Genomic DNA, 4377 nt, shown 5'->3' on the forward strand with positions numbered 1-4377 from the left:
CGGTGATAGTCAGCTCGGCGTCGTCGAAGCCCAGCCAGCGTTGGGCCAGTGGGAACCAGGCCTTGTACACCGACTCCTTGGCGCTGAACAGCAGTCGGTCCCAGCAGACAGCCGGGTGCTCCCGGCCCAGCGCGGTGAGCATGTCCCGCTCCGCGGGCAGCGAGATCTCGCGGAGCACGCCGCCGGGCGTCGGCTCGTTCGGCTCGGCGTCGATGCCGACGCTCACCGCCGAACCTGCCGCGCCGCGGGCGACGACGGCCGCCCGGTAACCGGCGGTGTGGGTGATGCTGCCGACCACCCCGGCCGGCCACAGCGGCTCACGGCGCTCCCCGGGGAGGATGGGCACCGCGGGCACGCCGAGGGCCTCCAACGCCCGGTGGGCGCAGATCCGTCCGGTGGTGAACTCGCGGCGGCGCTTGTCGACCGCGCGGGTGAGGGTCGCGGCCTCCTCGGGGAACAGCTGGGCGTCCGTGGCGCCGCCGAAGTCGTCGTCGAACTTCTCCACCGCGGCGAGCGCCGGCCCGGTCCCGGGGCCCGCGGCGGGGGACCAGGCTGTGCCGGGCGCCGGCAGCACCGCGGCCAGCAGGACCGCGCCGCCGGCGAGCCGGGGCGGACCCGGCACCGTCACCGGCGCGGTGACTCCAACCGGCTCGGTCGACTCGACAGGTCCTGTGGCCGCTGCCGGCGTCCCGGCCGCCGCGCCCCAGCTGTCGGTCATCGAACTGCCTCTCTTTCGCGCAGACCGAGCTCGCCGCCCGGACCGGAGTCGTCGGCCGGACCGAGTCCGCCGGCCTCGCCCAGGCCGAGCTCGGCGTCGCCCAGCGGGGCGAAGAACCGGTCGACGTCCTCGGCCGTGACGTCGTCGAGCCGGTCCGGGGACCAGCGGGGGGAGCGGTCCTTGTCGACGACGGCCGCGCGGATGCCCTCCACGAGGTCGTGGGTGCTCAGCAGCACGCAGGCGATCCGGTACTCCTGGTCCAGGCAGGCTCCCAGCCCGGGCAGCGCCCGCGCCGAACGCAGCGCGCGCAGGGTCACCTTCAGCGAGGTCGGTGACTTCGCGGCGATCTCCTCCGCGGCGGCGCGGGCCGCCGGGGCGGGGCTGGCCGTCAGCGCGGCAAGAATCTCCTCGACGCTGCCGTGCCGGTAGCACGGGTCGATCCAGGCCCGGTCAGTCGCCAGCGAGGACGGGCCGGTCGCCGCGGCGACCGTCGCGTACCGGCGGGCCAGTGGGCCCGCGCCGCCCGCGCCGCCCGCGCCGAGGCCGGCCCCGGCGGCCTCGCGCAGCGCGGCGACGAACGCCGGCAGCGCGTCGCTGGGCAGGTGGTGGTCGGCCAGCCCGCAGGCGATGGCGTCGGCGGCGCCGATCCGGGCGCCGGTGAGGGCCAGATGCGTCCCGATCTCCCCGGGTATCCGCGCGAGCAGGTGGGTGCCGCCGACGTCGGGGACGAAGCCGATCCCGACCTCGGGCATCGACAGCACCGAGCGCTCGGTGACGATCCGGGTGGCGCCGTGCGCCGAGATCCCGATCCCGCCGCCCATGACGAGCCCGTCCATCAGCGCCACATACGGCTTCGGGTAGGTGCTGATCAGCGCGTTGAGCCGGTACTCGGCGGCCCAGAACGCCTTCGGTGCCGGGTCGCCGCGCCGCGCGCAGTCATGGAAGAAGCGGATGTCGCCGCCCGCGCACAGGCCGCGCCCGCCCGCCCCGTCGACGAGCACCGCGGCGATCCCGTCGTCGGCCGCCCAGGTCCGCAGCGCCGCGTCGATGGCCTGCACCATGCCCGTGGTCAGCGCGTTGATCGCCTTCGGCCGGTTCAGCGTGATCCGGCCGAGGGCACCCTCGCGGCGCACGAGCACCGCCGGCTCGGCCGGCACCGCCGGCTCGGCGAGCGCTGCGGCCGCGGTACGCGCGGCCGGCACGGTGGGCCCGTCGAGCACGGCGGGGTCGGTGGGTTCGGGCGGCATGCGAGGTGACTCCTCCCTGGACCTGTGGCCGACCACACGGCGGCGGGCAGCCGGCACCGGCGGGCGGCCGGCGAGCGGTGGGCAGTGTGAGCGGGTGGACAGTGCCCGTCCCATCTTCGACGCCGCCGCCCGCACCCGGGACCGGTGGGTGCCCCGTGTGGCCCTTCCGACACACCCCGCCTCGCCCGACCCCCGGCTTCGGCCGTGGCACGCCCCACCGGCCGAAGCCGGGTGAGCAGAGGCACAGCCCCGCGCCCGCCGCCGCCGGCCCGCTCCGGCGGCCGGTGGGAGAAGCTGGGGCCATGGACGCCTCCGACCTGGTCACCCGGGACCGCGCGGTCGTCTGGCATCCGTACGCCTCCGTGCGCGACCAGGCGCCGCTGTTCGCCGTCGCCTCCGCCGCCGGGGTGCGCCTGACCCTCACCGACGGCCGCGAGCTGCTCGACGGGATGTCGTCGTGGTGGGCGGCGATCCACGGATACCGCCATCCCGTCCTGGACCAGGCCGCCCGCGACCAGCTGGACCGGATGTCGCACGTCATGTTCGGCGGGCTCACCCACGAGCCCGCCGTCGCGCTGGCCGAGCTGCTTGTCCGGGTCACCCCACCCGGCCTGGAGCGGGTGTTCTTCTGCGACTCCGGCTCCGTCGCCGTCGAGGTCGCGATCAAGATGGCGCTGCAGTACCAGGCCGGACGCGGCCGGCCCGGGCGGACGAGGCTGCTCACGATCCGCCGCGGCTACCACGGTGACACCTCCGGCGCGATGTCGGTCTGCGATCCCGACACCGGCATGCACCACCTGTTCACCGGCCTGCTGGCCCGGCATCTGTTCGCCCCCGCCCCGGCTCCCGGCTTCGACGAGCCGGTCACCGATGACGACCTCGCCGACGTCGAACGCCTGCTCGCCGCCCACGAGGGGGAGATCGCCGCGGTCGTTCTCGAGCCGGTCGTGCAGGGCGCCGGCGCGATGCGCTTCTACGCCCCCGGCTGGCTGGCCCGGGTCCGCGAGCTGTGCGACCGGCACCGGGTGCTGCTCGTCGCCGACGAGATCGCGACCGGCTTCGGGCGCACCGGGGAGCTGTTCGGCTGCGATCACGCCGGGATCACCCCGGACATCATGTGCGTCGGCAAGGCGATGACCGGCGGCTACCTGACGATGGGCGCCACCCTGTGCACCGCCGAGGTGGCCGACGGCGTCTGCGCGTCGGAGGCGGGCGCGTTCATGCACGGCCCCACGTTCATGGCCAACCCGCTGGCCGCGGCGGTCTCGCGGGCGAGCGTCGAGCTGCTGCTCGCCTCCCCGTGGCGGGAGCGGGTCCGCGCCGTGCACGACGCGCTGGCGGCCGGGCTCGCGCCCGCCGCCGACCTGCCGGGCGTCGCGGACGTCCGCACTCTCGGCGCCATCGGCGTGATCGAGACCCACCGTCCGGTCGACATGGCCGCCATCCAGCCGCTGCTCGTCGAGCTGGGGGTGTGGGTGCGCCCGTTCGGACGGCTCGTCTACGCGATGCCGCCGTTCGTGATGGAGCCGGCGGACGTCGCCACCCTGACCGCCGCCATGGTCGACGCCGTCGCCGCCACCACCGGCTGACCGGCTGACCGGCCGGCCGGTGGCCGCGGGGCCGTCGGGCCGGCGCGGCGGCCGTCCGGCGCCCTGGCGACCCACCCCATCAGGTGGGTCGCCTGTGGTCTTCCCGTGCCGTGCGGACGGCCGTTCCGGCGCCTGCGACCCGGCCGTCCGAACCGGTGCGCCGCCTGATGATGCAGGTCAGAAGCGCGAAGGTAGGGGGAGCACACCCCCGGGGGGTGCGTCGACCGCTGGTGCGGATGCCGGTACTGCATGTCCGACATCCACGAACTAGTTGCGGATGCCCGAAGAGCCTTCATACCCTTCGTTCACGGGGCTTCACTGTGTGTAGCAGCTGGCGGCTGTGGTCGCCGGCGGCGCCGGTCCCACCGAGGGCGGTCCCGCCCCCGGCCGGCGCCGGGCACGGGTCGCCCCGGTTCGTGAACGGATGCCCCGACAGACCTGGATACCGCGAGGTGGGCGCCGCGTGCGTCACCAGCACCGGCGGTGAACGAGAAGGGCCACGTGCGGATGCCGTTACGACAGGCGCCATGGCGACCCGGGCGCGGGCACGTCCCCCCCGGGCTCGGGGCGGTGGTGCGCGCGGTCCGCCGGGCGGCGGCCCGCCGCCCGGCCGGGCTCGTCGCGGTGATCGGGACGTCTCCGGACGGGACCCGACGCCCCGCCGAGCTTCCCGCCACCCACCCGGCTCCAGCCCCGATCCCGACGCGTCCCGCTCCGGCCCGGGTCGCCATGGCGCCTGTCGTAACGGCATCCGCACGTGGCCCTTCTCGTTCACCGCCGGTGCTGGTGACGCACGCGGCGCCCACCTCGCGGTATCCAGGTC

3 protein-coding genes are annotated in these 4377 nt (G+C 75.8%); 1 reads left to right on the forward strand and 2 read right to left on the reverse strand.

Translation table 11 applies throughout. From position 1 onward, the window contains the following. Both FMEAI12_RS33425 and FMEAI12_RS33430 read right to left on the reverse strand, forming a co-directional pair. Nucleotides 1-628 (reverse strand): 4'-phosphopantetheinyl transferase superfamily protein (locus tag FMEAI12_RS33425; protein ID WP_112109121.1); only part of this gene is annotated, 628 nt, incomplete at its 3' end. A gap of 86 nt (nucleotides 629-714) precedes the next feature. Further along, on the reverse strand, nucleotides 715-1965 hold the full coding sequence (locus FMEAI12_RS33430) for an enoyl-CoA hydratase/isomerase family protein (protein ID WP_200835502.1): 1251 nt from the start codon (nucleotides 1963-1965) through the stop codon (nucleotides 715-717). A 302-nt stretch (nucleotides 1966-2267) separates the two neighbouring features. Between FMEAI12_RS33430 and bioA the strand changes: the two genes are divergently transcribed. After that, nucleotides 2268-3554, forward strand: coding sequence for an adenosylmethionine--8-amino-7-oxononanoate transaminase (bioA, locus tag FMEAI12_RS33435; protein WP_112109120.1), 1287 nt, complete (start codon nucleotides 2268-2270; stop codon nucleotides 3552-3554). Nucleotides 3555-4377 lie beyond the last annotated feature (823 nt).

The organism is Parafrankia sp. Ea1.12 (assembly GCF_900465275.1).
In the GTDB taxonomy this organism is placed as follows: Bacteria; Actinomycetota; Actinomycetes; order Frankiales; family Frankiaceae; genus Parafrankia; species Parafrankia soli.